This is a genomic window from Variovorax sp. BGA-UO-ETr-C22 (assembly GCF_059567965.1).
In genome coordinates, this window is record NZ_JCAQPA010000010.1 from 581,574 (window position 1) to 607,817 (window position 26,244).

General features: G+C 58.1%; 25 protein-coding genes. 21 read left to right on the plus strand and 4 right to left on the minus strand.

Annotation, left to right across the window (positions count from 1 at the left end):
- Window positions 1-31: 31 nt before the first annotated feature.
- From tatA to tatC, 3 genes are all read left to right on the plus strand, one after another.
- The gene (gene tatA, locus AC57B8_RS16130) at window positions 32-280 is read left to right on the plus strand and encodes a Sec-independent protein translocase subunit TatA (protein WP_070059921.1); all 249 of its coding nucleotides are present in this window, start codon (window positions 32-34) and stop codon (window positions 278-280) included.
- Between the two features lie 19 nt (window positions 281-299).
- Window positions 300-761 (plus strand): Sec-independent protein translocase protein TatB, encoded by a 462-nt coding sequence (gene tatB, locus AC57B8_RS16135; protein ID WP_062471652.1) that lies wholly within the window; start codon window positions 300-302, stop codon window positions 759-761.
- Window positions 762-834: 73 nt separating this feature from the next.
- Entirely contained in the window at window positions 835-1,650 is an 816-nt protein-coding gene (gene tatC / locus AC57B8_RS16140) for a twin-arginine translocase subunit TatC (protein WP_095743773.1), read from the plus strand.
- Window positions 1,651-1,751: 101 nt separating this feature from the next.
- Here tatC and AC57B8_RS16145 read toward each other — a convergent pair whose 3' ends face one another.
- On the minus strand, window positions 1,752-2,912 hold the full coding sequence (locus AC57B8_RS16145; RefSeq protein ID WP_062473641.1) for a S1C family serine protease: 1,161 nt from the start codon (window positions 2,910-2,912) through the stop codon (window positions 1,752-1,754).
- A gap of 291 nt (window positions 2,913-3,203) precedes the next feature.
- Here AC57B8_RS16145 and AC57B8_RS16150 point away from each other — a divergent pair, with 291 nt between their 5' ends.
- The 3 genes from AC57B8_RS16150 to pdxA are packed head-to-tail and all read left to right on the plus strand — an operon-like array spanning window position 3,204 to window position 6,363.
- Window positions 3,204-4,556 carry an MFS transporter gene (locus tag AC57B8_RS16150; RefSeq protein WP_070059916.1) on the plus strand — a complete coding sequence of 451 codons (1,353 nt, stop codon included), beginning with the start codon at window positions 3,204-3,206 and terminating at the stop codon, window positions 4,554-4,556.
- Window positions 4,553-5,326 (plus strand): Nif3-like dinuclear metal center hexameric protein, encoded by a 774-nt coding sequence (locus tag AC57B8_RS16155; protein WP_062473645.1) that lies wholly within the window; start codon window positions 4,553-4,555, stop codon window positions 5,324-5,326. The genes AC57B8_RS16150 and AC57B8_RS16155 overlap by 4 nt, the downstream gene beginning before the upstream one ends.
- Window positions 5,323-6,363, plus strand: coding sequence for a 4-hydroxythreonine-4-phosphate dehydrogenase PdxA (gene pdxA, locus AC57B8_RS16160; RefSeq protein ID WP_496480116.1), 1,041 nt, complete (start codon window positions 5,323-5,325; stop codon window positions 6,361-6,363). The genes AC57B8_RS16155 and pdxA overlap by 4 nt, the downstream gene beginning before the upstream one ends.
- Window positions 6,364-6,385: 22 nt before the next feature.
- Here pdxA and mscL read toward each other — a convergent pair whose 3' ends face one another.
- Complete coding sequence (mscL, locus tag AC57B8_RS16165) at window positions 6,386-6,817, minus strand: large conductance mechanosensitive channel protein MscL (protein WP_062473649.1); 432 nt, start codon at window positions 6,815-6,817, stop codon at window positions 6,386-6,388.
- 751 nt (window positions 6,818-7,568) lie between these two features.
- On the opposite strand from mscL, the gene AC57B8_RS16170 reads away from it, so the two are divergent.
- The 15 genes from AC57B8_RS16170 (at window position 7,569) to AC57B8_RS16240 (ending at window position 23,278) form a co-directional block, all read left to right on the plus strand.
- Complete coding sequence (locus AC57B8_RS16170; RefSeq protein ID WP_496480531.1) at window positions 7,569-8,642, plus strand: polysaccharide biosynthesis/export family protein; 1,074 nt, start codon at window positions 7,569-7,571, stop codon at window positions 8,640-8,642.
- A gap of 140 nt (window positions 8,643-8,782) precedes the next feature.
- Window positions 8,783-10,066 carry a Vi polysaccharide biosynthesis UDP-N-acetylglucosamine C-6 dehydrogenase TviB gene (gene tviB / locus AC57B8_RS16175; protein WP_496480117.1) on the plus strand — a complete coding sequence of 428 codons (1,284 nt, stop codon included), beginning with the start codon at window positions 8,783-8,785 and terminating at the stop codon, window positions 10,064-10,066.
- 14 nt (window positions 10,067-10,080) lie between these two features.
- On the plus strand, window positions 10,081-11,220 hold the full coding sequence (locus AC57B8_RS16180) for an NAD-dependent epimerase/dehydratase family protein (protein WP_496480118.1): 1,140 nt from the start codon (window positions 10,081-10,083) through the stop codon (window positions 11,218-11,220).
- Between the two features lie 50 nt (window positions 11,221-11,270).
- A complete protein-coding gene (locus AC57B8_RS16185) occupies window positions 11,271-12,452 on the plus strand; it encodes a lipopolysaccharide biosynthesis protein (protein WP_496480119.1) in 1,182 nt (393 codons plus the stop codon).
- A gap of 45 nt (window positions 12,453-12,497) precedes the next feature.
- On the plus strand, window positions 12,498-13,763 hold the full coding sequence (locus AC57B8_RS16190) for an O-antigen polymerase (RefSeq protein WP_496480120.1): 1,266 nt from the start codon (window positions 12,498-12,500) through the stop codon (window positions 13,761-13,763).
- 7 nt (window positions 13,764-13,770) lie between these two features.
- Entirely contained in the window at window positions 13,771-14,973 is a 1,203-nt protein-coding gene (locus AC57B8_RS16195; protein ID WP_496480121.1) for a glycosyltransferase, read from the plus strand.
- Window positions 14,960-16,141, plus strand: a complete 1,182-nt coding sequence (locus tag AC57B8_RS16200; RefSeq protein WP_496480122.1) for a glycosyltransferase family 4 protein — start codon at window positions 14,960-14,962, stop codon at window positions 16,139-16,141. Before AC57B8_RS16195 ends, AC57B8_RS16200 begins: the two co-directional genes overlap by 14 nt.
- A gap of 50 nt (window positions 16,142-16,191) precedes the next feature.
- Entirely contained in the window at window positions 16,192-17,235 is a 1,044-nt protein-coding gene (locus AC57B8_RS16205; protein ID WP_496480123.1) for a polysaccharide biosynthesis protein, read from the plus strand.
- Between the two features lie 4 nt (window positions 17,236-17,239).
- A complete protein-coding gene (wbjC, locus tag AC57B8_RS16210; protein WP_496480124.1) occupies window positions 17,240-18,367 on the plus strand; it encodes a UDP-2-acetamido-2,6-beta-L-arabino-hexul-4-ose reductase in 1,128 nt (375 codons plus the stop codon).
- Window positions 18,368-18,389: 22 nt separating this feature from the next.
- Window positions 18,390-19,526: a non-hydrolyzing UDP-N-acetylglucosamine 2-epimerase gene (gene wecB / locus AC57B8_RS16215; protein WP_496480125.1), complete on the plus strand. Its 1,137-nt coding sequence runs from the start codon at window positions 18,390-18,392 to the stop codon at window positions 19,524-19,526.
- Window positions 19,527-19,533: 7 nt separating this feature from the next.
- Window positions 19,534-20,787, plus strand: coding sequence for a glycosyltransferase family 4 protein (locus tag AC57B8_RS16220; RefSeq protein WP_496480126.1), 1,254 nt, complete (start codon window positions 19,534-19,536; stop codon window positions 20,785-20,787).
- Entirely contained in the window at window positions 20,727-21,743 is a 1,017-nt protein-coding gene (locus tag AC57B8_RS16225; protein ID WP_496480127.1) for a UDP-glucose 4-epimerase family protein, read from the plus strand. Before AC57B8_RS16220 ends, AC57B8_RS16225 begins: the two co-directional genes overlap by 61 nt.
- Window positions 21,727-22,287, plus strand: a complete 561-nt coding sequence (locus tag AC57B8_RS16230; protein WP_496480128.1) for a sugar transferase — start codon at window positions 21,727-21,729, stop codon at window positions 22,285-22,287. The genes AC57B8_RS16225 and AC57B8_RS16230 overlap by 17 nt, the downstream gene beginning before the upstream one ends.
- Window positions 22,288-22,301: 14 nt before the next feature.
- Window positions 22,302-22,880 (plus strand): PglD-related sugar-binding protein, encoded by a 579-nt coding sequence (locus AC57B8_RS16235; RefSeq protein WP_495269522.1) that lies wholly within the window; start codon window positions 22,302-22,304, stop codon window positions 22,878-22,880.
- A 41-nt stretch (window positions 22,881-22,921) separates the two neighbouring features.
- Complete coding sequence (locus tag AC57B8_RS16240; RefSeq protein ID WP_496480129.1) at window positions 22,922-23,278, plus strand: VanZ family protein; 357 nt, start codon at window positions 22,922-22,924, stop codon at window positions 23,276-23,278.
- 70 nt (window positions 23,279-23,348) lie between these two features.
- On the opposite strand, the gene AC57B8_RS16245 is transcribed toward AC57B8_RS16240, so the two are convergent.
- Window positions 23,349-25,610 (minus strand): polysaccharide biosynthesis tyrosine autokinase, encoded by a 2,262-nt coding sequence (locus AC57B8_RS16245; RefSeq protein WP_496480130.1) that lies wholly within the window; start codon window positions 25,608-25,610, stop codon window positions 23,349-23,351.
- Complete coding sequence (locus AC57B8_RS16250) at window positions 25,607-26,041, minus strand: low molecular weight protein-tyrosine-phosphatase (protein ID WP_496480532.1); 435 nt, start codon at window positions 26,039-26,041, stop codon at window positions 25,607-25,609. The genes AC57B8_RS16245 and AC57B8_RS16250 overlap by 4 nt, the downstream gene beginning before the upstream one ends.
- Window positions 26,042-26,244: the final 203 nt, after the last annotated feature.

Below are 26,244 nucleotides of genomic sequence, written 5' to 3' on the forward strand. Positions count from 1 at the left end.
CTAAAATCGGACACATTCTTAGGAGTTCTCCATGGGTTCTTTTTCCATCTGGCACTGGCTGATCGTGCTGCTCGTCGTGGTCATGATCTTCGGCACCAAGAAGCTGCGGAACATGGGTTCGGATCTCGGTGGCGCCGTCAAGGGTTTCAAGGACGGCATGAAGGACGGCTCGGCCTCCCCTGACGCCTCCGCTGCACCGGCCCCCACGCAGCAAGTGACCGGCCAGCCGGCCAACAGCGACAAGTCGACGATCGACGTCGAAGCGCGCCAGAAGTCCTGAGCACCGCAGGCACACATCCGTGATCGACCTCGGCATTGAGAAGCTGGCGCTCATCGGCGTCGTGGCGCTGATCGTGATCGGGCCGGAGAAGCTGCCGCGCGTTGCACGCACGGTGGGCGCCCTGCTCGGCAAGGCGCAGCGCTACGTGAACGACGTCAAGGCCGAAGTCAACCGTTCGATGGAGCTCGACGAGCTCCGCAAGATGAAGACCACGGTCGAGGACGCGGCGCGCGACGTGGAGCACAGCATCCACACCGGCGCCAGCGAGTTCGAGAAGCAGTTTTCCGGCGCGTCCGGCGACACCCTGTCGGCACTGGCCGAGCCCGAGCAGGCGGTGCCCGAATACAGGCACCCCCGCAAGAACTGGCGCCTGAAGCAGGGCGCCACGCCGAACTGGTACAAGGCGCGCAACGGCGTGCGTACCAAGGCGCTGTCGGGCGCGGCGCGGGTCGCCCGCTTCCGCCCCCACAAGATCAACTGACGCACGCGCACGCCCCGCGGCGTTCCCGGGCGCCCCGTGCGCCTGTGTCTTCTCCCACGCTTTCTCCTTTCCCATGGCCGATTCCGACAACAAGAACAAAGAAGACGAGCTGGCGGGCACCGAGCAGCCGTTCGTGCAGCACCTGGTCGAGCTTCGGGACCGGCTGCTGTACTGCGTCTACGGCCTCGTGGTCGCGGGCATCCTGCTGGCGATCTGGCCCGGCCCGAGCGGGCTCATGGACATCATCGCCATGCCGATCCGCGCGCACATGCCGCCGGACGCCAAGCTGATCGCCATCGGCGTGTTCTCGCCGTTCTTCGTGCCGCTCAAGGTGCTGATGATGGCGGCCGTGCTGCTGGCGCTGCCCTGGCTCATGTACCAGGCCTGGATGTTCGTCGCGCCGGGCCTGTACAGCCACGAGAAGCGCTTCGCCTTGCCGCTGATCTTCTTCGGCAGCGTGCTGGCCTACGGCGGCATCGCCTTCGTGCAGCTGTTCGTGCTGGACAAGATGTTCGGCTTCATCCAGAAGTTCACGCCCGCGGCGGTGGCGGCCACGCCCGACATCTCGTCGTACGTGGAGGCCATCCTGTCGCTGTACATCGCCTTCGGCGTCGCCTTCCAGGTGCCGATCGTGGTGATGCTGCTGGTGCGCTTCGAGATGGTCACCATCGAGAAGCTGCGCTCGTTCCGCGGCTACTTCATCGTGATCGCCTTCGTGGTGGCCGCGGTGCTCACGCCGCCCGACGTGGTCTCGCAGCTCGCGCTGGCGGTGCCGATGTGCCTGCTGTACGAGGTAGGGATCATTGGGGCGCGCTACTTCGCAGGAACGGGCAAGGCGCCCGAAGGTGAAGAAGAGGGCGCGGGTTCGGGGTCTTCCGGCAGTTCCTGATCCGCCGGATCGATCGGCTCCTGCCCCCCAAACAAAAGCGGCCCTCGGGCCGCTTTTTTGTTGCTGTCTGATCTGCGGCCGGAGCCGCTGTCGTTTCTCGCCTACTCGTTGTTGGGCAACTGCTGCCGGATCGGACTCTTCGGTCGCAGCCCCGGTGTCACGTCCAGTTCCATCTTGTCGGTGCCGCGCTGCAGGGCGAAGCGTGCGGTGTCGCCTGGCTTGAGGCCGGCGACGGCGGTCAGCAGGGCCTGCACGCTGTCGGTCTTCTTCTCGCCCACCGATGTGATCACGTCGCCGGGGCGGATGCCGGCCTTGGCGGCGGGGCCGTTCTGCAGCACGCCGGTGATGATCACGCCCGCGTCGGCCTTCACGCCGAAGGTCTCGGCCAGTTCGGGCGACAGGTCGCTCGGCTCGACGCCGATCCAGCCGCGGCGCACCTGGCCTTCTTTCACGATGCCCTCGAGCACGATCTTGGCCATCGACACCGGAATGGCGAAGCCGATGCCCATGCTGCCGCCCGAGCGCGAGTAGATGGCGGTGTTGATGCCCTGCAGGTTGCCGTTGACGTCGATCAGCGCGCCGCCCGAGTTGCCGGGGTTGATGGCCGCGTCGGTCTGGATGAAGTTCTCGAACTGGTTGATGCCCAGCTGGTTGCGGCCTAGCGCCGAGACGATGCCGCTGGTCACGGTCTGGCCCACGCCGAAGGGGTTGCCGATGGCCAGCACCTGGTCGCCCACCAGCAGTTCGTCGGAGTTGCCCAGCACGATCACCGGCAACTTGTCGAGCTCGATCTTGAGCACGGCCAGGTCGGTGTCGGGGTCGGTGCCGATCACCTTGCCGCGCGCGTGGCGGCTGTCGTTCAGGGTGACCTCGATTTCGTCGGCGCCCTCGACCACGTGGTTGTTGGTGAGGATGTAGCCGTCGGTGCTCACGATCACGCCGCTGCCCAGGCCCACCTGGGGCTGGTCGGCCTGGTCGCCGAAGAAGAAGCGGAACCAGGGGTCGTTGCTGCGCGGGTGGCGCTGCGCGGCCTTGCTGGTGTTGATGCTCACCACCGCCGGCGAGGCCTTCTTGGCCGCCGCGCTCAGGCTGCCCGCGGCGGGCACGGCCGGCGCGCCGCTGGGTGCTTCGACGATCGACACCACGCCGCCCAGCGAGGTCGAGCGCTTGTGGATCCACTCGGGCTTGAGCGTCGCGACGACGAAATAGGCCGCCAGCAGGACGGTCACGGCTTGGGCAAAGAGCAGCCAGGTGCGTTTCATGAAAGCTTGAAGAAAGAGCGTTGGAAAAGCGCTGAAAGACGGCGCCGGTTGCAATTGTCCCTCAACCGGCCTGGCGCCATAGACCGCGCGGCAGGGTCGAGATTGCGCGGCCTGCGGGGCGTGAATACGGGCTAACCCTTAGTATCGGCAGGCGATCCGACCCGGATCGCCCCCTCAGGCCTTCCGCGCCGCCCACCCGGCGGACGCGGCCAGGCGATCCCTTCGTCGGCGCGCCACGCTCTGCCCCTATCCGGTTCAAGGCAGGCGAGCGGCCACGATACCCCTGCTGCCATGACCTCAGAAGCTACCTACACGGACGGCGCCACGCCCGCTCCGGCGCGCACGCTCGATGCGCGCGACTACAAGACCCTGGCCCTGTCCGCACTCGGCGGCACGCTCGAGTTCTACGATTTCGTCATCTACGTCTTCTTCGCGACCGTGCTGGGCGCGCTGTTCTTCCCCGCCGACATGCCCGACTGGCTGCGCCAGCTGCAGACCTTCGGCATCTTCGCGGCGGGCTACCTCGCGCGGCCCGTGGGCGGCATCGTCATCGCGCACTTCGGCGACCTGTTGGGGCGCAAGCGCATGTTCACGCTGTCGATCTTCCTGATGGCGGCGCCCACGCTGGTGATCGGCCTCTTGCCCACCTACGCCAGCATCGGCGTCGCTGCGCCCCTGCTGCTGCTGGCCATGCGCGTGCTGCAGGGCGCGGCCATCGGCGGCGAAATGCCCGGTGCCTGGGTGTTCGTGGGCGAGCACGTGCCGGCCAAGCGCTACGGCTTCGGCATCGGCACGCTGACTTCGGGCATCACCGGCGGCATCCTGCTGGGCTCGCTGGTGGCCGTGGCCATCAACCGCCATTACTCGCCGGAGCAGGTGAACGACTTCGCCTGGCGCATTCCCTTCATCCTGGGCGGTGTGTTCGGGCTGTTCTCGGTCTACCTGCGCCGCTTCCTGCACGAGACGCCGGTCTTCAAGGAGCTGGCCGGCCGCAAGACGGTCGCCCGCGAGCTGCCGCTGCGCACCGTGCTGCGCGAGCACCGCCTGGCGAGCGTGTACGTGGGGCTGCAGACCTGGGTGCTGTCGGCCGCGATCGTCGTGGTGGTGCTGTACACGCCCACCTACTTGCAGAAGGTGCACCACATCCCGGCGGCGCTGGCGCTCGAAGCCAACGCGCTCGCCACGCTGACCCTGACCATCGGCTGCGTGATCGTCGGCTGGGCCAGCGACCGCATCGGCACGCGCGCCGTGATGCTCATCGGCTGGGGTGGCCTCTTTGCCACCGCCTACCTGTTCTACACCGGGCTGCCCGGCACGCCGGCCACGCTGTTCTGGCACTACGGGCTGGTGGGGCTCTTCGTGGGCACCATCGCCACGGTGCCGATCGCGGGCGTGCGCGCCTTTCCGGCGCCGGTGCGCTTCACGGGGCTTTCTTTCGCCTACAACATGTCCTATGCCGTCTTCGGCGGCCTGACGCCGGTGATCCTCACGCTCTGGCTGCAGCACGACACCATGGCGCCGGCGCACTACGTCGCCGCGCTGGCGGCGCTGGGCTTCCTGCTGGCCCTGTGGCCCCTGGCCGCACGCGGCCACCCGATGCGCGATGGCGCGCCGGCCGCAGGGAGCGCGACAATGTCGCGATGAGCACCACACGCCACGAACTGCTTCACGCATTCGACCTGCTGCTGGCCCCCGGGCGCTTCAAGGATTACGGACCCAACGGCCTGCAGGTCGAAGGGCGCACCGTGGTCCGCAAGATCGTCTCGGGCGTGACCGCCAGCCGCGCGCTGATCGAGGCCGCGATCCACGCCGAGGCCGATGCCATCTTCGTCCACCACGGCCTGTTCTGGCGCGGCCAGGACGGCTGCGTCACCGGCTGGATGAAGCAGCGCCTGGGCCTGCTGCTGGGCGACGACGTCAACCTCTTCGCCTACCACCTGCCGCTCGATGCGCACCCCGAACTGGGTAACAACGCGCAACTCGGCCTGCAGCTGGGGCTCGTGGCGCACCCGGGGTCGGCAGGACGCTTCGGCGAACAGGAGCTGGGCTTCCTGGGCGCGCGCGAGAACGGCGAGAACTTCGCCAGCGCCAAGGCCCTGGCGACCCATGTCGAGAAGGTGCTGAAACGGCCTGTCACGCTGGTCGACACGGCCCATCGCCCGATCAAGAACATCGCGTGGTGCACGGGCGGCGCCCAGGGTTACTTCGAGGCCGCCATCGCGGCCGGCGCCGACGCCTTCATCACCGGCGAGATTTCCGAGCCGCAGGCGCACTACGCCCGCGAGCTGGGCGTGGCCTTCCTGGCCTGCGGCCACCACGCCACCGAGCGCTACGGCGCGCAGGCCGTGGCGGCCCATGTGGCGGCACAGCTCGGGCTGAAGCACGAGTTCATCGACATCGACAACCCCGCATGAAGGCGCCGATCGCGATCACGCTCGGCGACCCGGCGGGCATCGGCCCCGAGATCATTGCCAAGGCCTTCCGCGACGCACCCGACGCTGTGCGCGGGGCGTTCGTGGCTGGCGACGTCGGCACGCTGCGAAAAGCCTCGCAGGCGCTCGCGGCGCCGGGGCGGCTGGGCTGGCCTGTCGTGGAGATCGCCAGCGTCGCTGAAGCGGTTGCCGTGCCGCCGGGGTGCATCCCGGTGCTGCAGGTGATTGCATCGCCGAAGGGCATCGTGCAGGGACGCATCAGCGCCGAGGCCGGGCGCGCCGCCGGCGACTGCGTGGTGTGGGCCGCGCGCGCCGCGTTGCGCGGCGAGATCTCGGCCCTTGTCACCGCGCCACTGCACAAGGAAGCGCTGGCCGCGGCCGGCTTTCCGCACCCCGGTCACACCGAGCTCCTGCAGGCCGAGGCCGCCGCCCACCTGGGCCGCACCGTGGCCGATGTGCCCGTGCGCATGATGCTGGCCAACGACGAGCTGCGCACCGTGCTCGTGAGCATCCACATGTCGCTGCGCGACGCCATCGAGGCCGTGCGCTTCGACGGCGTGCTGGACACGCTGCGCATCACCCATCGCGCGCTGACCCACGCGCTCGGGCGGCCGCCGCGCATCGGCGTGGCTGGGCTCAACCCGCACGCGGGCGAGGGCGGCCTGTTCGGTTCGGAAGAGCGCACCGTCATCGCGCCGGCCATCGAGGCCGCACGCGCCGAGGGCATCGATGCCCAGGGGCCCCATGCGCCCGACACCGTTTTCATGCGCGCGCGCGCCAAGGCCGGCGTGCCGTCCAGCGGCGAGTTCGACGTGGTGATCGCGATGTACCACGACCAGGGCCTGATCCCGGTCAAGTACCTCGGGGTGGAGAAGGGTGTGAACGTGACGCTCGGGCTGCCGTTGGTGCGCACCAGCCCGGATCACGGCACGGCGTTCGACATCGCGGGCCAGGGCGTGGCCGATGCCTCGAGCCTCGTCGAGGCGCTGCGCATGGCGCGAACGCTGGCCGGCGCCTGAGCGCGCGGCCAGAAAGAAAAGCTCAGGGGCGCTTCAGGCTGTCGCGGATTTCGCGCAGCAGCGTGATGTCTTCCGGCGTGGCAGCCGGCGCTGCGGGGGCCGCCTCTTCGGTCTTGCGCAGCTTGTTGATCTGCTTGACCATGATGAAGATGATGAAGGCGAGGATCACGAAATTGACAGCAATCGTGATGAAGTTGCCATACGCCAGCACCGGCACGCCGGCCTTCTTCAACTCCGCCAGCGTGTTCGTCACGCCCGGCGGCACCGTGCCCAGGATCACGTAGAGATTCGAGAAGTCGAGCTTCCCGAACACCATGCCCACGAGCGGCATGATGATGTCGGCCACGAGCGAGTCGACGATCTTGCCGAACGCCGCCCCGATGATCACGCCGACGGCGAGGTCGATGACGTTGCCCTTGACGGCAAACTCCTTGAATTCACTGAGGATGCTCATGATTCAGAAAGGGTGCTGAAGACCTGCTGTTGAAAGGGGTGCCAGTATGCCTGCGGAAGCGGGAGGGCAAGACGGCGGCGCGGCGGGTGATGCTGGACTGCAACTGAGGCATGACCGCTGGCGGCTCTTGCCTGGAACGGACGGAGGGTACCCAATCTCCGTAGCTAACCCTTGCCGACTACGCTTTGGAACGTCTTGTTTCCAATTTCGCGGGATGGGTAGAACCGGTCGGATACGCCGTGTTTTGCTCTCGAAAAGAAGGCAAAACGGCGCGGTGCGGGCATTCCGGAAGCATCCTGGAACGCAGGCAAAGCCCCATTGACAGTGCACTGCACTGGTACGATGAGAGGGGAGCAGTGGGGAGCGGCCGCGCGAAATCGACCTTCAAGACTTCTGTCTGTCAGAGCGCATTCGCCCCGGGTGCGCCAGATTCTTGCGTGACCCCGCGATGAATTCTGCACCTTTGTTGCCTGAATTTGCCAGTTTCAGCGCGACTATAGCTGTTCAAATTTTTACATAAATGGTGCCGCGTAGTGGTGGCGATCACAAGTGTTTGAAAAAGAAGCGCGATACAAGAGAGCGGATGTGCGAGCCTCGCATGCCTCCGGGAATTGCCGTTCTTTCGCCGCTTCGTTGTTGATACGACTGACTGACTTTCAAGGGACCTGAATTGAGAAGAGATGCGAAAGCCCTCGCGTGGGTAGCGCTTGCCGGCGCGGTATTGCTCCAGGGCTGTGCCGTGGTGCCCGGCATGGGTTCGGTGGAGCCATACGAAGCAGGCGGCGAGTTGCCGTCGCAGTTCCGCTACCTTCCCGATGAAGCGCCTGAGGGCGAAATCACTCCTATCTCGCTGGCGTTGGTGCGTACGCTGGCAGAGGTGTCGCCGAAGGGCGTGCCGCCTGAGGTGCAGGCGTTGTTTGGCAAGGGGGCGCGCTACACCATTGGGTCGGGCGACGTCGTGGGCGTCATCGTGTACGACCACCCTGAGCTGCTGCCCAATGCGGGTGCTGTGATTTCGCAGTCGGCCGACCCGACTGGTGTGCAGGTGGCGCCAGGCTTTATCGTCGATGCTGACGGCGAGATCGCCTTTCCCTATATCGGTCGTGTGCGCGTGGCAGGCTTGAGTGAAGGCGATGCTTCCGACCTGATCGGCAAGCTGCTGCGGCCCCACGTTCGTGATCCCCAGGTGACGGTGCGAATTCAGTCCTTCCGAAGCCGTCGCGCCTATGTGGAAGGCGAAGTGCGCACCCCGGGGTCGCAGATCTTCACCGACGTGCCCATGACGCTGAACGAGGCGATCAACCGCGCTGGAGGCATGACCTCGAACGCCAATCGTTCGGCGGTCACGCTCATTCGCGATGGCCGTTCGGTCCCGATCGATATGACGCGGCTGCGCGAGGCTGGCTACGACGGGAACAACATCCCTCTGAAAAACGGCGACACCGTTCGCGTGGCGCATCGGGAAGACTCCAAGGTCTTCGTGATGGGCGAAATCATGGCGCCTGTCGCTCTGTCCATGCGCAGCAACGGGCGTTTGAGTTTGAGCGAGGCCTTGGGCGAGGCGGGTGGTCCGATGACGACCACCTCCAACGCCGGCCAGATCTACGTGATTCGCCAAGGCGCGACGGGCGCGCCGGCCATCTTCCATCTGAACGCGAAGAACCCTGCGACGATGGCATTGGCAAGCCAGTTCCGGCTGCAGTCGCAAGACGTCGTGTATGTCGACCCGGTGCCGCTGGTCAAGTGGAACCGCGTGGTCAGTTTGATCCTGCCGTCTGCGCAAGTGGTCAACAACGCCAGCGAGGTTTACATCAGGCATCGCTAGCCAAGCTTGGCCCCAGACCGAGTTCTCGAGGTTCGCGTCACAGGCCTCCCTACTTTTGAAGTCAGCGGCCGTGAATGCGGTGTGGCGGCATGGCTCTGGACTGAGTCTGTCGCCAATTTTTCGTCTCCAGTGCTTTCAATATGCAAGTCATTCAATCAACTCAACCTATCGCGATCATCGGCCTCGGCTACGTGGGCCTTCCCCTCGCTGTGGAATTTGGCAAGAAGCGTCGGGTGGTCGGCTTCGATATCAATGCCAAACGCATCACGGAGCTGCAGGGTGGACACGATCACACGCTAGAAACTACCGGCGAAGAGTTGAAGGCAGCGACGCAGCTGGCATTCACGTCGTGTGCCGATGACTTGCGCGAATGTGCTGTCTTCATCGTGACGGTACCCACACCCATCGACAACGCGAATCGGCCGGACCTGACGCCGTTGATCAAGGCGAGCGAAACCGTTGGCAAGGCCTTGTCGAATGGTGCGATCGTTATCTTCGAATCAACGGTCTATCCCGGTGCGACGGAGGAAGTGTGCGTGCCTGTGCTGGAGAAATTCAGTGGCAAGAAATTCAATGTCGATTTCTTCTGCGGTTACAGCCCGGAGCGCATTAATCCCGGCGACAAGGAGCACCGCCTGCCCAACATCAAGAAGGTGACTAGTGGCAGCACGCTGGAAGTCGCCGAGGTTGTAGACCAGTTGTACCGGCAAATCATCACCGCCGGCACTCACAAGGCCAGTAGCATCAAGGTGGCCGAAGCTGCCAAAGTGATTGAGAACACGCAGCGGGATGTGAATATTGCGCTGATGAATGAACTCAGCCTCATCTTTCACCGACTCGGGATTGACACACTTGAAGTATTGCAAGCGGCTGGCACCAAATGGAACTTCCTGCCTTTTCGTCCGGGACTGGTGGGTGGCCACTGCATCGGGGTGGATCCGTACTACCTCACGCACAAGGCCGTGGAAGTTGGCTACCACCCCGAAGTGATCCTGGCTGGCCGACGCATAAACGACAACATGGCCAACCACGTCGCGGACGAAGTTATCAAACTGATGCTGCGCAAGAACGTGCCAGTGCTGGGCAGCAAGGTCTTGGTGTTGGGCCTGACCTTTAAGGAAAACTGCCCCGACGTGCGCAATACCAAGGTGGTGGACATAGTCCGTACTCTGAAGGGCTACAACACGCAAGTCGATGTGTTTGATCCGTGGATCGACGTGGCCGAGGCCGAGCATGAGTATGGCCTACATTGTCTTGCCGAGATGCCCACAACTGGACGGTATGCGGCTGTCGTTCTGGCTGTGGGCCATCATCAGTTTGTGACCCTAGGAGAAGCCGGTATTAAGGCGCTGGGACTGCCCGACGCCGTGCTGTTCGACGTGAAGAGTCTGCTCCCTTTGGGCGCTGCAGATGGCCGACTGTGAGCGAGGCAGATCCTATGAGCCAACCTAGTACCAATCTGTCGGCCTACGACAAGCTTTGTGCTCGCTTAGTTACGGAGCGTCATGTGTGGCTCGTCACTGGGGTGGCAGGCTTCATTGGCAGCAACTTGCTTGAGAACTTACTCAAACTAAACCAGCGCGTGGTGGGGATTGACAACTTTGCCACAGGTCACCGGCGCAACCTGACTGAGGTTCAGGCCCTGGTGACGGCCGAACAATGGGCCAATTTTCACTTCATCGAGGGCGACATCCGAAGCCTCGATGATTGCCGACGTGCCATGGTTTTCTTGCCGACTGCATTTTCCGAAATTGCTCCAGGGATGGGTGAAAGCGACGACGGCAACCTCCCTGTTGAATACGTTCTTCACCAAGCCGCACTCGGCAGCGTTCCCCGTAGTTTGGCCGATCCGATCACGACAAACGGAGTCAACATCGCTGGTTTCCTAAATATGCTGGTGGCTGCGCGCGACGCCAACGTCAAGAGCTTTACATATGCAGCCAGTAGCAGCACTTACGGGGATCATCCGGCACTCCCCAAAGTCGAGCATACGATCGGTAAACCGCTGAGCCCTTACGCAGTCACCAAGTATGTGAATGAGTTGTATGCGGATGTCTTTGCTCGAAACTATGGATTTAATGCGATCGGCCTGCGCTATTTCAACGTTTTTGGCCCTCGCCAAGACCCAAATGGTTCGTACGCTGCGGTGATCCCAAAATGGACCGCTGCCCTCCTGCAAGGAGATGAAATATTCATAAACGGGGACGGAGAAACTAGTCGTGATTTCTGTTTTGTACTGAATGCTGTTCAGGCCAATTTGTTGGCTGCGACCTCCGAGGTAGGAGAGAGCCGAAATGAAGTCTATAACGTGGCAGTAGGCGACCGAACAACATTGAAGGACTTGTTTTTTCAGCTTCAAGAAAATCTAAGAAGAATTGGAATTGAGTCAAAAAGTAAACTGACTCATCGTGAATTTCGGGCGGGAGATGTACGACATAGTCAGGCCGACATAGAAAAAGCCAAGCGCCTTCTCGCATACGCGCCAAATTATAATTTGAAGAATGGCTTGAAAATTGCAGTGTCGTGGTACGTGTCTGAATTTAAGAAAAACAACAAGGCTGCGGCAGCTCAAGAGTGAGGTGTGGTTTCCAATTTCTGCCTCAACCCGTCTTGTTCGATGGGATTTGAATGTTTGCGCAGTTAAAAAAGCTAATCATCGGAAACGGCGCGGCACAAGCGTTGCAATTAATTTCGATTATCCTGTTGTCGAGAATATACAGCCCTGCTGATTTCGGATTGTTGGCGCAGGTGCAAGCCATCGCAACTGTAGGCGCCATTGTAGTTACTTTGCAGTTGCATTTAACTATCCCGTTAAATAGAAACGAGCCAGAGGCGCGCGCCAGGGTTGAGCAAGTTCAGCTGATCGGTTGTGCAATTTTCGCGATTTTTTTTATTCCTGCGTTTTATTTTGGGAAAGTAGCTGCGTTTTCGGTCCTACTCGCTTTTTTTCTCGGGTTGACCAATACCTATAGTTCGTTTTTAATTTTTTGCGGGAATTTTGGGGGGCTGTCGATTTTCTATATCGCGCGCGCTCTTTTGATTGTCGGCTTACAGATTGGATTTTCAGCACTCGCTGTCCAAGATGGCCTTGTACTGGGCGCTGTGATTTCCGAAGGGGTTGTTGCCCTATATCTAAAATTATTTTCTATTGGGCCACTAGAAAAGCGGAGGTTTGGCTTGACTGGAGCTTGGAGAATGGCTCTCGAGAACAGATCATTTTCAATATACGGAACTTTACAGGAGCTGATCTCAGTGGCAGCGTTTTATGCACCATTGATTTTGTTCTCGCATAAGTACGGCGAGGCTATTGGGGGGCAATACGCAATGGCAAATCGACTAATATGGGCGCCAACTGCATTGCTCTCTAGGAGTTTTGCTCAAGTCTTGTCCCATCGGTTTGGGAAAAATCCGTTAACCAGTCGACCCGATTTTTTGACGGCCCTGCCGAGTAATTGGATTTACCTTCTTTTGGCGATAGGCTGCTGCAGCGCTTTTTATTTGCCAAACATCTTTTTATTTGTGCTGGGCGCGCAATGGAGTCTGGCTAGTGAATTAATGCCTCTGCAATTGACTTGGTGTTGCTTTTTTCTGTTCGCAACACCTTTTCGTGTTGCGTGTCGCGCACTTCATTTGCAAAAATATCAGCTCGCAATCGATTTCGGTATGCTGGTTTCGATTTTCCTCTTGTTTAATTTTTCTTCGCTGACGCCGTTGCATCTAATGATTGCGTTGGTCGGAATGGCATTGATTCAAAATGCATTGCTCTGCCTCGTTGTGTGGCGACTGGGGTGGCGAAATTCGGCGTCTTAGTCCTCACGATTTGTTGAACTTGATGCTCGGCGCTTTTGAAAAAATATGATTGAAGTCACTGAGTTAGTTTTGAGCATGCTCAGCGCCCTAATTTTGGGGGTGGGGATGTGGCGTTCAATGCGGAAAAACCCAGACCCTTTTTCGCCGATTAAAATCTACATTGTATTTAATACTTTTTTCTACGCAGATATTTTTTTTGGGGAGCATAACTTCCTCGTGAGGGCGATCTATCTGGCGCAGTGCTCAATTATTTTAATTTGCGGATTCTTCGAGCCTAAAGGAGTAGGTCTTAATTGGGAAGGGGTGAGAAAGCAGGCGGTAAAAACAAAAAAAATGGTGCTTCTGGTCTGGGTGCTGAGTGTTTTTCCTATCGCAACCCAATTGATGGTAATAGGAGAGTTGGGGGGGGTGGCTTCCGCAATTTCTAATATTGCACTCCGAGTTAAATACTTCGAGGGGCGGGGTTATATATTGATAATAAATTCCTCCTTCATTGTGTTGAATCTGATCCATTTTTGCGCGGTTCTGATATCCAAGAGTAAGCGGAATTTGATCCTATATGTATTTCATTTTTCAATTCTTGTTCTCATTGGATTGCTCTCAGGTTCTCGCTCCTTCATCGTAATGACGCTGCTGGCTGCTGTTGTTATTTACAGCTATCTCTTTAAAAGAATTAAGAAATCAAAGTTGCTATTGATTTTCTTTGCCTTCGCCTCCTTGGTTGCGATTTTAGGTGAGTTGAGAAACACCGTTAGTGTTGCAGACGATGTGGTTTCTTTTGAGAACTACGGATCTTCAGGCGGCTTGGAGGGGTCGCATTTTAAATATGGATTAATCCCGTTGGATATCATTACGGCATCAAATTTGTCGGAATTGCAGTGGGGGAAAACCTACCTATCTCTTTTGACGAACTTTATACCGCGGGCAATTAACTCGGACAAATTGGAGTCGGGTGGGGTTTATTTCACACGGGTTTACGCTGACAACGCTTGGGGTGGAGACTCAAATTTGGCGACTGGAGCGGTCACCGAAGGAATTATCAATTTTGGCTTTGGATTTGGATTGATATTTGGGTTGGCAGGAATCTTTGTCTTTTACATCTTAGGCATACTTGCGTATAAGAAATTAATCCTTAGAGGGATGAATGAGAAGACATTTATGTTCCTGATTCCTTATATTTATTTCATCCTTTTGGCGGCCAGATATTCCTATTCTGAATTTTCGTACGTTATATTTTCTTTTGTGCTGACTGTGATTTTTCCTTGGTATTTGTTTCGATTTCTCTATGGGAAATCCGTTAGATTAAATTGAATTTAAAATGAATAATCCAGAGAAAAGGAATAAAATTCTTTACACGGGTGCGTTCAGATTTCCGAATGGTGACGCGGCCGCTTCTAGGGTTTACGGCGTTGGGTTGCTCTTTAAAAATTCCGGATTCCAAGTTGATTTTGCAGGGTGGGAGCAATCAAGCACGGAAAATGGTTTCTATAAATATAACGGGCACGATTGCTACTCTCAGTCCGAATTTAGAACTAAGGAGTTAAACGGGGTTTCTCGATTGTTTGGATTTTTTTTCCGTGGAATTAAAACCATAAGATGGCTTTGGAATCATCGAGAATATAATGTTGTTGTGCTATATAACCCGCCGGCATTGTTTTCCATCGGCGTGTGGTTGCTTTGCCGATTTTTTAGAATCAAAGTCGTTCTCGACAGCACTGAATGGTTTTCAGCAAATCACCTTCCCGGTGGTCGATATGGGCCTGCAGCCTTTGAAAATTGGTTGAGGATGCATGTCGCCTACAAGGTTTTCGATAATGTTATTTGCATAAGCAGTTTCTTGGTGCGGCATTATAAAAAGAGAAACGTTGTATATATTCCTCCTCTTCTGCTCGGTCGATGCGGAATCGCTAGTCGCCCAAGAATAAAGAATCGCATAGACTTTATATATGCCGGAAACGCGGGAAGGAAAGATAAGCTGCACCCGTTTATTTTTGCATTGCCGGGGTTGGCGGAAGGCCTAAATAAGTCTGTCGTTTTGCATATAGCAGGTTTGTCGTGGACTGCTCTTGCGGCCATCATTAAATCGAATGGCAAAGATCCCGAAATTTATAGGTCTTTTGTGGAGTGCTATGGGCGTCTCAACGCCGAGGAGGTTGAGGGGTTGTATGGCGCGAGTAATTTCTCAATACTTCTTCGAGAAAATGAGCGTTACGCTCTAGCCGGTTTTCCCACGAAGGCCGTTGAAAGCTGGGGCTTTGGATGTCCTGTCATTATGAATTCAATCGGTGATGTGGCAGATATCGCGACCGACATGAAAGATGCAGTTTTTGTGGACGAAGGAAATATTCTCCCCTCATTGATGAAGAAGATTGAGTTGATTGCTAATGGCGATGCCTATGAGCAGATGTCCGTGAATAGTAGGTTGTTGGCGGAAAGAAATTTTTCTATAAATGCACACCAATCAAGGTTCGATGAATTCTTAACAAATTTAATGATTTTTGATAAAAATGGCAGGCAATAAAAATGAAGAAGATAAGGGAATGGTTGTGGCCATCGATGCCTCTCGAAATCGCTCAGGCGGCGCGAGAGCGCATTTGTTGGGCATTCTCAAGGCTGGAGACCCTCGGATTCATGGCATCAATGCTATACATGTTTGGTCATATAAGCAGTTGTTAGATGCTATTCCTGACGCTCCCTGGCTGGTAAAGCATTCACCTCCGGAATTGGAAAAATCTCTGCTTCGACAAATTTGGTGGCAGTACAAGAAGTTTTCGCGTGAAATCCGGAGCGCCGGTTGTGATGTTTTATTGAGTACGGGCGCAGGGACTTTTTGCCGATTTTTCCCTTCTGTAGTTATGAGTCGGGACATGCTTTCATTTGAAGGCAAAGAGATGCAACGATATTCTGTTTTTTCGTTTGCCCGCTGGCGACTTCAATTTTTGAAATGCTTGCAAATAAACTCGATGAGGCAGGCGGCGGCGGTGCTTTTTTTGACAAAATATGCGTCAAATACCATTCAAAAGTTCACGGGGGTTTTGAGTAAATTCGTAATTATTCCGCACGGAATTGGTGAGGAGTTTAGAATTGCCCCTGCTTCTTTGATGGATGGGCCGGGCGAAAGCATTCGGTGTCTCTATGTTTCGAATGCGGATTTGTACAAACACCAGTGGCACGTAGTCCGTGCAATTTCTCGATTGCGAAAAGCCGGCTATCCGATTTTTTTGGATTTGGTTGGCGGCGGTTCGGGCAAAGGGAGGGCGCTACTTGATAAAGCAATTGCGGCAGAAGACCCTGAGGGGAAATTTGTCGAGTTGTTTGATTCAGTGCCGCACGCGAAGATTCCAACTTATTTGAAGAAGGCCAATATATTTATATTTGCCTCAAGTTGCGAAAATATGCCAAATACCCTCGTTGAGGCCATGGCGGCAGGGTTGCCTATCGCATGTTCTGATCGTGGACCTATGCCTGAAATATTGCAAGACGCGGGAATATATTTTGATCCCGAGGATGAAGAGAGCATTCGAGCTGCAGTCGAAAAAATGATCTCAAATTACTCCCTGAGAAGCTCGCTGGCGAAGAAGGCCGAGTACCTTTCGACGCAGTATTCTTGGAGTAGATGTGCGGCTGAAACGTGGGGCTTCCTCTCTGAAATTGGATGTGTTGCTGAAAGAGTTTCGCGTCGTAAATGAAAATTCATATGCGCAAATTTTTGATTTTAAGGTGAAGGAGGTTGTACTTTATGTTTGAGGATGAAATTCTCCTAATTACTGGCGGGACTGGTTCTTTTGGGAATGCGGTTTTGCGGCGTTTTTTGAATTCGAGCTTGCGGGAAATTCGAATTTTCAGTCGCGATGAAAAAAAACAAGATGATATGAGGAAGCGCTATGCGCATCCTAAGGTTAAGTTCTATATTGGTGATGTCCGAGATTCCCGGAGCTTGATGGCTGCAATGCGTGGGGTGGACTATGTCTTCCATGCAGCAGCGCTTAAACAGGTGCCTTCTTGCGAGTTTCACCCTATGCAGGCTGTTCATACCAATGTGTTGGGCACCGAAAATGTTTTGGATGCAGCCATAGGGGAGGGGGTGAAGCGTGTCGTTTGTCTAAGTACTGACAAGGCGGTCTATCCCATTAACGCCATGGGAATCAGCAAGGCAATGATGGAGAAAGTGATGGTTGCCGCGAGTCGCAATTTGGAGGGTAAGGCGACCGTAATTTGTGGCACGCGTTATGGCAATGTCATGGCTTCGCGGGGCTCTGTCATTCCTCTTTTCGTGGAACAGGTTTTAGCCGGCAAGCCGATCACAGTGACAAATCCAGCTATGACCCGTTTCATGATGACGTTGGATGATGCGGTGGAATTGGTGCTTCATGCTTTCGAGCACGGAAAAAACGGTGACATTTTCGTGCAGAAGGCGCCAGCAGCGACGGTGCAGGTACTGACTCAGGCCATCTTAGGAGTGATGCGCAAACCCGATCACGAAGTGCGCGAGATCGGGACACGTCATGGTGAGAAGCTCTACGAGGCGTTGCTGAGCCGGGAGGAAATGGCCTGCGCAGAAGACCAAGGTGACTACTATCGCGTGCCGCCCGATGGCCGCGACCTCAACTATGCCAAGTTTGTGGAAGAGGGCGAACAACGCATTACTCAAAGCACACATGGCGATGACTACAACTCGCACAACACCATACGGCTCGATGTGGAAGGCATGAAGACGTTGTTGCTCAAGCTCGATTTTATGCAGCGTATTGCGCGCGGTGAGCCCGCTGAGGCACAGGAATAAAACGATGAAGGTGTTGATTACGGGCGCTCGCGGCTTCATGGGCAAGAACTTACAGCTCCACTTAGCTGAGCGTAAAGATGTGCAGGTGCGCTGCTTCACGCGCGACGAAAGCGTTGATCAACTGCCCGCGCTGCTGCAAGGTGTGGACCTCGTGTTCCATCTTGCGGGGGTCAATCGCCCCCAGGACCCGCAGGAATTCGCCTCTGGAAATGCCGAACTCACACAGAGCCTGTGTCGCGCCGTTTGCACTGTCGCCGAAGCCACTGGCAAGAAGGTGCCGATCATCTACACGTCATCCACGCAGGCGGAACGCGATAGCCCGTATGGCCATAGCAAGCGCGAAGCGGAAGGGAAGCTGCAAGCGGCCGCCGTTAGCCATGGCATTCCGGTGCACCTTTTCCGTTTGCCCAACGTGTTCGGCAAATGGTGCCGGCCCAACTACAACTCTGCCGTGGCCACCTTCTGCCACAACATCGCGCGCGACCTGCCGATCCAGGTCAATGACCCGGCCGCGCCGGTCACGCTGGTGTATGTCGACGATGTCATCGAGCGTTTCGTCCAGCTCATGGATGGCGCCGACGCCACCGTGGACGCAGACGGTTTTGCGACGGTCACGCCGCAATACACCACCACGGTGGGCGAGCTGGCCCGGCAGATCCAGTCGTTTAAAGACAGCCGCAACACGCTTATGACCGACCGCGTGGGAACGGGCTTGGTGCGCGCGCTCTATTCGACTTACGTGAGCTACCTGCCGCCCGATTCGTTTGCCTACACCGTGCCGCAGCACGGGGACGCGCGCGGTGTGTTCGTCGAAATGCTCAAGACGCCCGACGCCGGCCAGTTCTCGTTCTTCACCGCGCACGCGGGCATTACCCGGGGTGGCCACTATCACCACAGCAAGACCGAGAAGTTCCTCGTCATCAAGGGGCAGGCGCGGTTCAAGTTCCGGCACATGCACACCGGCGAAACCCATGAACTGGTGACTGCGGGCGACAAGTCTGAAATTGTCGAGACCGTGCCTGGCTGGACGCACGACATCACCAACATCGGCACCGAAGAAATGGTCGTGATGCTCTGGGCCAACGAGGTATTCGATCGCGCGCGGCCAGACACCTTCGCGTGTCCGCTGTAGCCCCAGGACTTTGGATAACTCAATGAAAAAACTCAAAGTCATGACCGTGGTCGGCACCCGGCCCGAAATCATTCGCCTGTCGCGCGTGCTGGCTCGGCTGGACGAGCATTGCGAACACGTGCTCGTGCATACCGGCCAGAACTACGACTACGAACTCAACCAGGTCTTCTTCGACGACCTGGGCGTGCGCAAGCCCGACCACTTTTTGAACAGCGCGGCCAACGCCACCAGCGCGGCGCACACCATCGGCAACCTCATCATCGCGGTGGACCAGGTGCTGGGCGAGGTGCAGCCCGAAGCCATGCTGGTGCTGGGCGACACCAACAGCTGCCTCTCGGTGATTCCGGCCAAGCGCCGCAAGATTCCGATCTTTCACATGGAAGCGGGCAACCGTTGCTTCGACCAGCGCGTGCCCGAAGAAACCAACCGCCGCATCGTGGATCACACGGCGGACGTCAACCTCACTTACAGCACGATCGCGCGTGATTACCTGTTGCGCGAAGGGCTGCCGCCCGATCTGGTCATCAAGACCGGCAGCCCGATGTTCGAGGTGCTGACGCATTACCGCCCGCGCATCGAGGCGTCCGATGTGCTGGAGCGGCTTGGCCTGCAGGCTGAGCAGTACTTCGTGGTCAGTGCCCATCGCGAAGAGAACATCGAATCGCCGCAGTCCTTTGCCAAGCTGGTGGCGGTGCTGAATGCCGTTGCCGAAGACCACGACCTGCCGGTCATCGTCTCGACGCATCCGCGCACGCAAAAGCGCATCGACGCGACGGGCGCTCGCTTTCATCCGCAGGTGCGGCTGTTGAAGCCGCTGGGCTTTCACGACTACGTGAAGCTGCAGCTCTCGGCGCGCGCCACGTTGTCCGACAGCGGCACGATCAACGAGGAGTCGTCGATCCTGAATTTTCCGGCGCTCAATCTGCGCGAGGCGCATGAGCGGCCCGAAGGGATGGAAGAGGCCGCCGTGATGATGGTGGGCCTCGAGGTGGAGCGTGTGCGCCAGGGGCTGGCGATTCTGGAGAGCCAGCCGCGAGGCGATGCGCGCGGCTTGCGTCAGGTGACCGACTACAGCATGCCCAATGTGTCGGACAAGGTGCTGCGGATCGTTCACAGCTACACCGACTACGTGAACCGCGTGGTCTGGAAGAAGTACTGACGTCACTATGCGATTGCTCGTCGTCTCTCAGTACTTCTGGCCGGAAAACTTCAGGATCAATGATCTTGTCGCCGAATTCGTGCGGCGTGGTCACCAAGTTACAGTGCTGACTGGCGTGCCCAACTACCCCGACGGCAAAGTCTTCCCCGCGTACCGAGATGACCCCGAGAAGTTTGCGCGCTATGAAGGCGCGGAGGTCGTCCGGGTGCCCATGTCTGCACGTGGAAAGGGAGGCATCCGGTTGATGCTGAACTTTGCAACCTTCGCGATCAGTGCCTCCGTGCTTGGGATGTGGAAGCTGCGAGGGCGCGACTTTGACGCGGTTCTCGCCTATGAGCCATCGCCCATCACGGTCGGCGTGCCCGCAGTTGCGTTGCGAGCGGTAAAACGGGCACCGCTGGCTTTCTGGGTTCTGGACCTCTGGCCCGAGACGCTGGAAGCCATTGGCGTGGTTCATTCGCCTTTCATCCTGCGTTCAGTGGGACGGCTTGTGTCGTTCATCTACAAGCGCTGCGACCTGATCCTGGCGCAGTCGAAAAGCTTTGTGCCTCAAATCAAGAAGTACGCGGGCAACAGCGGCCGAATCGAGTACTTCCCCAGTTGGGCCGAGATGCTGTTCGATGTAGAGCAAGCGGTTGCCGCGCCTGAGGTACAGGTCCAACCGGAAAGCTTCAATGTGATGTTCGCTGGAAACATCGGCGATGCTCAAGATTTCCCGGCGATCCTTGCGGCGGCAGAGATGCTCAAGGAACACAGAAACATCCGTTGGTTGATCGTTGGTGATGGCCGAATGGCGCAGTGGGTGGCCGATGAAATCCAGCGGCGCGGATTGCGGGAGTGCGTCCATATGCTGGGACGGCACCCAGTGGAGCGAATGTCCTCTTTCTTCAAGCATGCCGACGCATTGCTGGTCAGCTTGAAGAACGAGCCGATCTTCTCCATGACCATTCCTGGCAAGCTCCAGTCGTATCTGGCAGCAGGCGTTCCCGTATTGGCCATGCTGAACGGCGAAGGTGCTGACGTGGTGAAAAATGCCGTGGCTGGTTTGACTTGCAACGCAGGGGATCACCAGGAGCTTGCCAAGGCAGTTCTGGATCTCTCGAAAAAATCGGCTGAAGAACGCGAGGCAATGGGCGCGAATGGCCTTGCGTTGAGTGCCAGCGAATTCGAGCGAGGCTCGCTGATCAATCGATTGGAAGGATGGCTTCAGTCGCTGTCCTTTCCCGCCTCGGCCACAAAAAAACAAAGCGAGGCAAGATGATCTTGGTAACGGGAGCGACGGGCTTTGTAGGTACTGCGCTGATTGCGCGGCTGCTCGCTGATGGCCTGCCTGTACGCGCGGCGATTCGTCGTGAATCCGCGCTCGAGAAGTTCAAGGTCGAAACCGCGATGGTCGGCGACCTCAGTGCGGAAACTGACTGGCAAGAAGCTGTCGCAAATGTTGACGCTGTGATCCACACCGCCGCCCGCGTCCACGTGATGTCGGACGGTGCGAGCGATCCATTGATGGAATATCGGCGCACGAATCTTCATGGAACGTTGCGACTGGCGCGGCAAGCCGCAGAGGCGGGGGTGCGACGCTTTGTCTTCGTGAGCTCCATCAAAGCCAACGGAGAAGCAACGTCGATCGGCAGTGCTTTTTCAGCGGATGGGCCGACAGCGCCGGTGGATCCATACGGCGTTTCCAAACTGGAGGCGGAGCAGGCCTTGCGAGAGCTGGCAACGCAAACCGGAATGGAAGTGGTGATCGTTCGTCCGCCTCTCGTGTACGGCCCGGGCGTCAAGGCGAACTTCCGCACGATGATGAGCATCGTCGCGCGCCGAATTCCGTTGCCGCTCGGGGGCATCACCGGCAATCGCAGAAGCATGGTGTCGCTCGACAACTTGGTGGATCTGTTGACCTCTTGCGTGCACCACCCCGCAGCGGGCAATCAGACTTTTCTGGTTTCGGACGGTGAAGATCTTTCCACCGCACAACTGTTGAAACGCCTGGGGCAGGCCATGGGGAAGCCTGCGCGGCTGCTTCCTGTTCCGGCGAGTTGGTTGGAGCGAGGCACTTCTATGCTGGGTCAAGCCCATGCCGTGCAACGACTCTGTGGCTCTTTGCAAGTCGACATTTCAAAGACGAGGGACTTGCTGGGGTGGACGCCCCCCACTTCAGTTGACGAGGGCTTGAAAAGGACTGCAGAAGGATATTGGCGTGAAGCGTCTGTTTGATTTGTTTTTGGTATTGTGCGCGGGGGGCGTGTTGCTGTTGCCCGTCATGATCGTGGCGATAGCAGTACGCCTTACCTCTCGCGGGCCTGCTCTCTACTGGTCTGATCGGATCGGCCGCGATAACCGCATTTTCAAGATGCCCAAGTTCCGTAGCATGCGTGTCGGTACGCCGGCAGTAGCTACGCATTTGTTGTCCGATCCCAGGGTGTATCTGACGCCTATCGGCTCTTTTCTGCGCAAAAGCAGTCTCGACGAACTGCCGCAACTCTGGAGCATCTTGGTCGGGGACATGAGTTTTGTGGGGCCCCGACCAGCGCTCTTCAATCAGCAGGATCTGATCGATCTGCGGACGCAGCATGGTGTAGATGTATTGGTGCCGGGCCTGACGGGCTGGGCGCAGGTGAATGGACGCGATGAATTACCTATCCCTGCCAAGGTCCAGCTCGATATCGAATACCTTCAGCGTCGCTCGTTCTGGTTTGATATCCGCATCCTATGGCTTACCTTCGTCAAGGTGCTGAGGCGCGAAGGTGTGACGCACTGAACATGAGGCAGCAGATGAAAAAGCGCTTGCTGATCATTGGCGCGGGTGGTCACGGACGTTCCGTTGCTGAGGCCGCATTGCTCGGGCAGGACTATGCATTGACGGCGTTCCTGGACGACGCGGCCAAGTCACAGCAGCATCATTTGTGGGGCTGCCCGGTCTGGGGCACAACCGCAATGCTGGCTGACTGCCGTGGCCGAATCGATACGGTGATCGTGGCGATCGGCAATAACGCGTTGCGCGAGGCTCTGCATCAGCAAGTAAAGGCGCAGGGATTGACGCTGGCGATGGTGGTTCATCCGGCAGCCATCGTGTCGCCCACAGCCACCATCGGGGAGGGCAGTGCCATCATGGCCGGCGCTATCGTCGGAACCGGGGCTCAGCTGGGCGAGGGCGTTATCGTCAATTGTGGCGCCGTTGTCGATCATGACTGCGTGGTGGAGTCATTTGGCCATCTCGGTGTCCATGCGGGCATGGCGGGGGGCAGTGTGCTCGGACGCTCGGCGTGGATGCCCGTGGGCTCAGCGCTCGCTTATGGGGTGAGGGTTCCTGCTGGGCGCGTGCTGCGAGCGGGCGAAGTGGTCGATGCCTGAGGAGGTCTCCGTGCGACCCGAGCCCGAAAGAGCGTAAGCAGGTGAAGCCGAAGCTCGCGTTGCTATCAGCCTGGGCTTTCTGGGCCTGTGTTTGTGCGATTCTTGTGCTGTCGCTCGCGCCCTCCTCGACCCCCATGCCCAGCACCGGCTGGGACAAGAGCAATCATGCTCTGGCCTTTGCAATATTGGCCTTCTTGGCACACAAGGCCTGGCCGGGGCGCATGTGGCTGCTGCCTAGCTTGCTAGCCTACGGCGCACTCATCGAGATATTGCAGTCTTTCACGCCGGATCGATACGCTGAATGGAGCGATCTTTGGGCAGATGGCTTCGGCCTGTTTGTCGGGGAAATGTTCGCGCGGCTGACGCGGTGGCTGGCTCATCAACAAGCAGGTCGCTGATTTCTCTGCATTGCAGAGGCTCACTGAAGAGGCCCGGTGGAGAGCGGCTCCCCTAGCCGCGTCTCGCCAGTTACTCCGAGGCCGCTCCAGCTTCTTTGTACTTGTATTCGGTGTACCGGTAGCCACCGTACTTGTAGCCATAGCTGCCATAGTGCCTGCGTGAGAGGTCCATGCCATTGAAGACCACGCCGTTGACTTGTTGGCCCGCATGCGCCAGGCGCTTGACGCTCTCGTTCAATTCGCCCAACTGGGTCAGGTTGTCGCGAGCGACCAGCAGCACGGCACCTGCATGCGCAGCAACTGCAGCGGCATCGGCGGCCACCAGCACCGGCGGGCTGTCGATCACCACCAAGTCGTAGCGTTCCGAGAAGGCGTCCAGCAACTCGCCCAGCGCTGACGACAGCATCATGTTGGCGGGATTGAACGGGTAGGCGCCCGTGGTCAGGACGTCCAGGTTCGGGACCACTTGAGCATGAATCGCTTGCTCGGGTGTCATCTCGCCGGACAATACGTCCGCCAGGCCGCCCTTACGTGGCAAGCCAAAAGCTTTTTGAAGATGACCTTTGCGTAGGTCGGCATCGATCAACAGAACACGCTTACCGGCTTGCGCCATGATGACGGCGAAATTGCCGGAGACGAAGCTCTTGCCCACGCCGGGCGTAGCGCCCGTGATGAGCACACGGTTGTTCCCGGTCTCCATCAAAGTCAGTTGCAGGGAAACACGTAGGTTACGCAGGCTCTCGATGGCAAGGCTCTCGGGGGAGGTTACGGCCAGCAATTGCACACCCTTCGCGCCGCCTGCAATATGCTCCAGAATCGTTTCCTGCTCGAGCGCCAGTGGCACAACTGAATAGACGTTGAGGCCGAGACGCTCCTCGATTTCTTGCGGGTTCTGGATGCCGCTTGAAAGCTTGCTTCGGACAATGGCAAAGGCCACGCCAGCCAACAATCCGAGCACCAGGGAAAGCGCGACGACCAAGGGCTTCTGCGGTTTGACGGCCTTCTTCGGTTCGACAGCGGTATCGAGCAGTCGCACGTTGCCGATCTTGCCTTCCTTCACAAGGCGCAGTTGCAGTGAGCTATTGAGCAGTGACTTGTAGAGCTCACCATTGACGCGCACATCGCGCTCGAGCCGCAAGGCGTCACGCTGAACGGCCGGCATGGCACTGACACGGGTCTCGAGGCCCTCGATCTCATGGCGAACGGCCGCGATCTGGCCGTCGATCATTCGGACCTTGGGGTTGCTCTCCGTGAAGCGCGAAAGCAGTTCGCGTCGCAGTTGTTGGGACTCCAGCAGCTTGGTCTGCAGCTGCACTGACATGGTCAGGGCAGCCTTGGCCTCTTCATCGAAAGCGACGGTGCCGTTCTGATTGCGAAAGCGTGCGTAGGCGTCTTCCGAGTCTTCGAGTTGTTGCTTGAATTCGGGAAGCTGCCGGTCAAGAAATTCAATGGTTTTTTCGGCCTCGGCGGCTTTACGCTCAACGTTCTGGCGAACGTACTGAGCGCCGATTTCGTTGAGCGTGCTCCGCAGGCGGTCGCGGTCGCTGTCTTCGAGCGAAACACTGATCACGTTCGACTGCTTGCCCTGTTCTCCCAATTGGAGACGCCTTTGAAGGTCTTCGACGGTGGTGAGCAACGATGCACGCGAGACCAAGAATTCGGCACCGGGTTTGCCGTCGAGTCGCGATACCACCAAGGTGATGGCACCTTCGGGAGCCTCTCGGTTGAGTACCTTGCCTACAGTGCCGGTCAATGGTTCGGCAAGATCGGGATGGCTCAGCGAGTATTGATCACCGGCTAGCGCGGTGATCGTGAAAGGCTTCTGATCTTCGAACGTGGAAGGCACGTCAAACTTGGCAATGTTGACCGCTTCTGTGCCAGAAACGTACCCTCCCATGCCAAGAAAGCCCGGGCTTGACAGTTCCTTGGCACGCCTTGAGAGCCATTCGCCGATGAACGGAAGGTAGCGAGGCTGAGCATCAATGTACAGCTGCTTTGCCTCGATGGCTCCTCCGATAACCATTCGCGAGCGGATGATCTGGATTTCGCCTGTGGCTGGCGTTTTTACATCGAAGAGGTTGGCGGTGTCGCCAAGAAAGTTCTTCGCGTCCGGAGCGGAGTCTTCAACCTGAATCAAAAGGTTGGATTGATAGATCGGTGTAGCCAGAAGCGCGTAGGCCGTACCGATGACGAGAGCGACGGCAGTAACGCCGGCCACCAGCCACTTTCGGTCGAGCAAGATATCGAAGTACTCGGACAGATGAATTGCATCGTCGTCATCGTCGCGCGCGAATGCTGTGGCGGGAGCCGAAGTGGAAGCAGAAGGAGTCATGAGAGTTTGCGGATGCGTTCGGCCCAAGCTTGGGCGCCGTCAGCGATGAGTTGCAGGGCGTACTCGAAGGCCGGACGGCCCATGCGATACGGATCGGGAATGTCAACGCGTGCGACTTCGCCCAGGCGAAACAGCTTGCCTCGGGTCAACGGATGGCGCTGCCCGATGTGAATCCGTTGGGCTTCATCCATCGCAAGAATCAGGTCTGCCTGCTGGCACATCAGCCCTGTAAGCTGGCGTGCCCGGTGGGCCTCGATGTCGATGCCACGTTCGGCCATGAGTTTGCGTGCAATCGGATCTGCTTGGTGCCCGACCAAGGCCCCAGTTCCCGCTGACGCGACTTGAACCTGCGGCAACGCTGCAGCAATCAGTGCTTCCCCCATCGGGCTACGGCAGATGTTGCCAATGCATACCACCAGAACAGATTTCATGAGACTTGGGCTCCCTGCGAAGGCTTGTGCCTCTATTGTCAGATTCAGCGTATTGCGTGCCGTGTGCTTCATATCCAGCATGAATCACATGTCATACCGAAATGTCCTCACCAATTGTTCTTCGTTGAGCGATCGGATCGCGCTATCTAAGCAAGAGAGCCGAAGGATGGCTGGGCACGCCGTTGGCATTGTAGTCAGGGCGT

Excerpts from the sequence above, each read along its gene's own strand:
- tatA (WP_070059921.1), top strand. The coding sequence starts at position 32 with ATGGGTTCTTTTTCCATCTGGCACTGGCTGATCGTGCTGCTCGTCGTG.
- AC57B8_RS16155 (WP_062473645.1), top strand. The coding sequence starts at position 4,553 with ATGAGCACCACACGCCACGAACTGCTTCACGCATTCGACCTGCTGCTG.
- AC57B8_RS16235 (WP_495269522.1), top strand. The coding sequence starts at position 22,302 with ATGAAAAAGCGCTTGCTGATCATTGGCGCGGGTGGTCACGGACGTTCC.
- AC57B8_RS16205 (WP_496480123.1), top strand. The coding sequence starts at position 16,192 with ATGTTTGAGGATGAAATTCTCCTAATTACTGGCGGGACTGGTTCTTTT.
- AC57B8_RS16185 (WP_496480119.1), top strand. The coding sequence starts at position 11,271 with ATGTTTGCGCAGTTAAAAAAGCTAATCATCGGAAACGGCGCGGCACAA.
- AC57B8_RS16200 (WP_496480122.1), top strand. The coding sequence starts at position 14,960 with ATGGCAGGCAATAAAAATGAAGAAGATAAGGGAATGGTTGTGGCCATC.
- AC57B8_RS16220 (WP_496480126.1), top strand. The coding sequence starts at position 19,534 with ATGCGATTGCTCGTCGTCTCTCAGTACTTCTGGCCGGAAAACTTCAGG.
- tatC (WP_095743773.1), top strand. The coding sequence starts at position 835 with ATGGCCGATTCCGACAACAAGAACAAAGAAGACGAGCTGGCGGGCACC.
- mscL (WP_062473649.1), bottom strand. The coding sequence starts at position 6,817 with ATGAGCATCCTCAGTGAATTCAAGGAGTTTGCCGTCAAGGGCAACGTC.
- AC57B8_RS16180 (WP_496480118.1), top strand. The coding sequence starts at position 10,081 with ATGAGCCAACCTAGTACCAATCTGTCGGCCTACGACAAGCTTTGTGCT.
- AC57B8_RS16195 (WP_496480121.1), top strand. The coding sequence starts at position 13,771 with ATGAATAATCCAGAGAAAAGGAATAAAATTCTTTACACGGGTGCGTTC.
- AC57B8_RS16190 (WP_496480120.1), top strand. The coding sequence starts at position 12,498 with ATGATTGAAGTCACTGAGTTAGTTTTGAGCATGCTCAGCGCCCTAATT.
- wecB (WP_496480125.1), top strand. The coding sequence starts at position 18,390 with ATGAAAAAACTCAAAGTCATGACCGTGGTCGGCACCCGGCCCGAAATC.
- AC57B8_RS16250 (WP_496480532.1), bottom strand. The coding sequence starts at position 26,041 with ATGAAATCTGTTCTGGTGGTATGCATTGGCAACATCTGCCGTAGCCCG.
- AC57B8_RS16225 (WP_496480127.1), top strand. The coding sequence starts at position 20,727 with ATGGCTTCAGTCGCTGTCCTTTCCCGCCTCGGCCACAAAAAAACAAAG.
- wbjC (WP_496480124.1), top strand. The coding sequence starts at position 17,240 with ATGAAGGTGTTGATTACGGGCGCTCGCGGCTTCATGGGCAAGAACTTA.
- AC57B8_RS16245 (WP_496480130.1), bottom strand. The coding sequence starts at position 25,610 with ATGACTCCTTCTGCTTCCACTTCGGCTCCCGCCACAGCATTCGCGCGC.
- pdxA (WP_496480116.1), top strand. The coding sequence starts at position 5,323 with ATGAAGGCGCCGATCGCGATCACGCTCGGCGACCCGGCGGGCATCGGC.
- tviB (WP_496480117.1), top strand. The coding sequence starts at position 8,783 with ATGCAAGTCATTCAATCAACTCAACCTATCGCGATCATCGGCCTCGGC.
- AC57B8_RS16170 (WP_496480531.1), top strand. The coding sequence starts at position 7,569 with ATGGGTTCGGTGGAGCCATACGAAGCAGGCGGCGAGTTGCCGTCGCAG.
- AC57B8_RS16150 (WP_070059916.1), top strand. The coding sequence starts at position 3,204 with ATGACCTCAGAAGCTACCTACACGGACGGCGCCACGCCCGCTCCGGCG.
- AC57B8_RS16145 (WP_062473641.1), bottom strand. The coding sequence starts at position 2,912 with ATGAAACGCACCTGGCTGCTCTTTGCCCAAGCCGTGACCGTCCTGCTG.